At 47.0% G+C, this 4,123-nt stretch carries 5 protein-coding genes; all 5 read left to right on the plus strand.

Features of this window, described 5'->3' with window-relative positions; translation table 11 throughout:
* The first annotated feature begins 2 nt into the window (after positions 1-2).
* The gene (locus tag AC5V8P_RS23995) at positions 3-1,064 is read left to right on the plus strand and encodes an LCP family protein (RefSeq protein WP_064797507.1); all 1,062 of its coding nucleotides are present in this window, start codon (positions 3-5) and stop codon (positions 1,062-1,064) included.
* A 45-nt stretch (positions 1,065-1,109) separates the two neighbouring features.
* A complete protein-coding gene (locus tag AC5V8P_RS24000) occupies positions 1,110-1,538 on the plus strand; it encodes a CBS domain-containing protein (RefSeq protein ID WP_063211699.1) in 429 nt (142 codons plus the stop codon).
* A gap of 231 nt (positions 1,539-1,769) precedes the next feature.
* Positions 1,770-2,072, plus strand: coding sequence for a MazG-like family protein (locus tag AC5V8P_RS24005; protein WP_013373896.1), 303 nt, complete (start codon positions 1,770-1,772; stop codon positions 2,070-2,072).
* Positions 2,073-2,077: 5 nt separating this feature from the next.
* Positions 2,078-2,995, plus strand: a complete 918-nt coding sequence (locus AC5V8P_RS24010; protein ID WP_063211703.1) for a DUF2232 domain-containing protein — start codon at positions 2,078-2,080, stop codon at positions 2,993-2,995.
* 11 nt (positions 2,996-3,006) lie between these two features.
* Positions 3,007-4,123 (plus strand): GGDEF domain-containing protein (locus AC5V8P_RS24015; protein WP_495473943.1); only part of this gene is annotated, 1,117 nt, incomplete at its 3' end.

Below are 4,123 nucleotides of genomic sequence, written 5' to 3' on the forward strand. Positions count from 1 at the left end.
CCATGATGGAGAGAAGACATAAGAGAAGGACCCGTGGAAAGCCCCAAAAGAAAAAAAGGTTTACCGCTCTATATATTTCATGTATTGTCTTGCTTTTGGTTGCAATGGGAGGCTATCTATTCCGCAAACAGCTGACGCTCGTGGCTTTTGACTGGTTTGTTTCACCGACGCTGGAAAGCAAGCTGGAGAAATCCTACCAGCCTCGTCAATCCGTGGAACAACATCCACAAGAGACCGTGGCTTACCAGAAGGAGCCTTTTTCGGTGTTGTTACTGGGAACGGATCAAAGGCCAAACGAAAAGGCACGTGGTCGGTCCGATACGGTGATATATGCTGCTGTACGGCCGGCAGAATCGCGTGTGCTTTTGGTGTCCATTCCAAGAGATACGTATGTACAGATTGCCGGACATGACTCCAATCGAGATGGCGAGGATGATTTTGATAAGTTGGGGCATGCTTATGCGTTCGGAGGAGAAGAAATGTCCATGGCTACCGTAGAGAAGCTGATGCAGCATAAGGTCGATTATTATGCTACGATCAATTTCCAGGGTATTCAGGATGCCGTGAATGCAGTGGGCGGAGTCGTACTTCCTATCGATCAGCCCATCGAAAATAAAAACCCGCTGCATATCAAGTTTCGTATTGAGGCGGGCAAGCCGCTTTATAATGGTGAAGAAGCCATGTATTATGTTAGGTATCGGGAAGATAGCGACTTCAACCGTACAAAACGTCAGCAGATTTTTTTGAACGCTATGGCGGATAGGCTGCTGAATATCGACGGAATCACCAAGATTCCAGAGCTGCTCGATATTATGGGGGCCAATTTTACAACGGATATGGAACCGGCCTTTATTACAGGGCTTGGCAAGCAAGCTATTTCACAAGGTAATCCACAAATTTCAAGTTTTACGATTACGGGGGAAGGGTTCAAGAAGAAGGGCCTGTACTATGACCGGGCTAATGAACAGGAACTTGAATATGCCAGACTTATAATTGCGAACTGGCTGGACTCTGATACAACCCCGCAGACGCTGAGGCTACCCAACAAGCAGGACATTCAGTGAGTAATCAATGGATTTATATTTGATTTTGAGGGGGATTCGTTTCTCATGAATATCGCTTTTTTCTTGCTTCCCAAACAGGAGGTTGCTTGTGTAACGGCGGATGCTACTTTACGGCAAACTTTGGAACGAATGGAGTATCACCGCTTTACTGCGGTTCCTATTTTAGATAAGGAAGGTAGATATAAGGGTACAGTTACAGAGGGTGACCTCTTATGGCATATGAAGGAGTCTGAGGGGAAAATCACCTTTGAAAACGCTTCTAAGTTTATGCTCAAGGACGTCCCACTGCGGGTTTCGATGAAACCCGTATCCATTGATGCAAATATGGAGGATCTGATTAATTTGGCGAAGGTACAAAACTTTGTGCCTGTTGTGGATGATATGGAACGGTTTATCGGTATTGTGCGTCGCAGCCAAATCATTGAGTATTGTGAAAAGTTTGTGTCCAAGGAATCGCTTAATACTTCATCTTAAGATCGGCGTATGGCTGCGAATAGCGTGGCTTGCAGGAGCAGAATGCAGCAGCAAAGCTGCACTGAAGCCTGCTGTTATTCTATAGGGTAACGATGTCGGCAGAGGCTTATAATAAGCAGCAAAGCTGCTCTGAAAATAACTATTTACCCTATGGGGTAACAGTTATTTTCAGAATAGGATATGCTATAATGGAGAATAAAGCTTTTTCAGAGGGGTGTGACTCTTCATCATATGCCTAAAGAAATGGATGTAGTTAAACGAGCCAAGGTTATTGAATGGCTTAAAACAGAGGTGCTTGACCAAGTCTCCCGTCTGTTTAAGGCGATGTGGGAAGGCAGTACAGTCCGTATTGGTGATTGTTTGGCCAGCCTGGTGATGAGCAGTTATATTCTGGGAAGGCGTCTTGGAGTGTCTTACCGTGAATTGGATGATCTACTCATCGACAAGCTAAGAAAGCACAGAAAAGAAGGACACCAGCTGGAGGATTGGTATCAGGACATATCCGCACTGGAAGAACATATGCGTAAGAGGTGAAAACGTTGAAATTCCGCTTGGCCACTGTAGCATGGAGCGTTATTTATTTGCTGCTGCTGCTGACTTTATTGACACCATTTAGAATCATTGCTGTATTTTTCCTGATTGTGCCTGGCGCTGTATTGTTTTCATCGCTGCCTTTCAAAGGATTTCTAGCTCACGTCATACCAGTGCTTTTAATTATAGCGCTACTCGATGTGTATTCGCTGCTTCCTGCGATTTACTTTCTAGTTCCCTCTATATTAATGGGACGGGTATATAAAAAGGGAGGATCTGCTTTTCAGGCGTTGATGACCGGAACGGGTATTATTTTAGCCGAGTTGTTGTTTGTACTGTTTATCGCTACGTATTCCTACGGGTTTGACCTGTCCCAGTCGCTTCGTGATCAGGCTGAGCTATCGGCCAGTATTGTACAGCAGATTTTGGGGGCGAATCCGATGTTTGCGAATATGAACTGGACAGCGGGAGATACGCAGAAACTCGGTACAATGCTGATTGGTAAGGTACCATATGTGATGATCGTCAGCTCGTTCATACTGGCAGTAATCACACATGCTTTGGCACGTCCGGCATTGAGCAGTCTCGGTGTGCCAGTACGTAAAATGAAGCCTGCTCGCGAGTGGATGCTACCGCGCACGCTGATCTGGTACTATCTGCTGGCAATTGTAATTGGATGGATAGCGGATTCTTCCGATAGCAGCTGGATTCAAACGGTCTCCATTAGTATGCTGCCGCTGATCCATGCATGTTTTATTATCCAGACAATTGGTTTTGTATACTTCTGGACGCATAGCCGTAAAAAGAGCCCGGTGATTGCGTTGCTGCTGTCGCTCGTTGTTCTGGTGTTCCAGCCGCTCCGCATTATAGGTATTATTGATTTGGCCTTTCCGCTGCGCGAAGCTATTACAAGATCAAAGAAATAGGGTGAATAGTCATGCCTAAATTTCTACAAAAACGCTGGCACGGCTATCAGACGGTCTGGGCGTTTTTACTGCTGCTGGTGCTTGTCATATGTATTTCCATGTACAACTGGGAACTGGGTGTGATAGGACTGCTGCTATCCTTCTTGCTCGGCGGACTGATGCTGAAGACGGAGCTGGACTTCCGTCGGGAACTGAATCAATATATCAGCGGCCTTTCCTTCCGAATCAAGCGGGTGGAAGGGGAAGCGATTAGTACACTGCCGTTCGGTATCATTTTATACAGTGAAAATCGAACGGTAGAATGGCACAATCGCTTTGCCAGTGAGATGTTCGAGGAGCAATCGTTGATTGGTGAGCCCCTTCAGGATTTGTTTCCTCAACTCGCCAATGCTCTAAGCACTAAGAAGGAAACGAAAGAGCCTGCTCGTGAACTAAAGGTGGAATTACAGCATGATGAGCGTTATTATCAGTTTCTAATCGTGCCCGATGAGCGTCTGATATATTTGTATGAAGTAACAGAACTCGCGGTACTGCGCAAGCAGTATGAGAACGAGCGCTTGGCGCTTGGCATCGTCATGCTCGATAATATGGACGAGGCTGCTCAGGGAATGGACGATCAGCAGCGCACTGCGCTCATAGCGAAGGTTTCCAGCGAGATTACGTCCTGGGCCAATCAGTACAATATTTATTTGCGCCGGTTGTCATCCGAGCGTTATCTTATTATGCTGAATCATAAAGCACTCCAAGAGCTGGAGCAGAGCCGATTTGTCATTCTGGATACGGTAAGGGAAATGACGGCGGATTTGAAAGTACCCATGACATTGAGCATTGGTTTGTCTTTCGGCGCAGAGAGTATCAAGGAGCTGGGCGAGCTGGCCCAATCCAGTTTGGATATGGCGCTTGGACGTGGGGGAGATCAGGCAGCAGTGAAAGCGGGGCAGCGCCTGTCCTTTTACGGAGGCAAGTCCAATGCTGTCGAGAAGCGTACCAGGGTGCGGGCCCGAGTCATTGCACATGCGCTGCGTGATCTGATGCAGGAGAGCGACCGCGTGCTGATCATGGGACACAAAATACCGGACATGGACGCATTAGGAGCGGCTATCGGCGTGTGGAAGGCAGCGGCGCTTT

Source organism: Paenibacillus sp. N119s (assembly GCF_059447605.1).

Excerpts from the sequence above, each read along its gene's own strand:
- AC5V8P_RS23995 (WP_064797507.1), top strand. The coding sequence starts at position 3 with ATGATGGAGAGAAGACATAAGAGAAGGACCCGTGGAAAGCCCCAAAAG.
- AC5V8P_RS24000 (WP_063211699.1), top strand. The coding sequence starts at position 1,110 with ATGAATATCGCTTTTTTCTTGCTTCCCAAACAGGAGGTTGCTTGTGTA.
- AC5V8P_RS24005 (WP_013373896.1), top strand. The coding sequence starts at position 1,770 with ATGCCTAAAGAAATGGATGTAGTTAAACGAGCCAAGGTTATTGAATGG.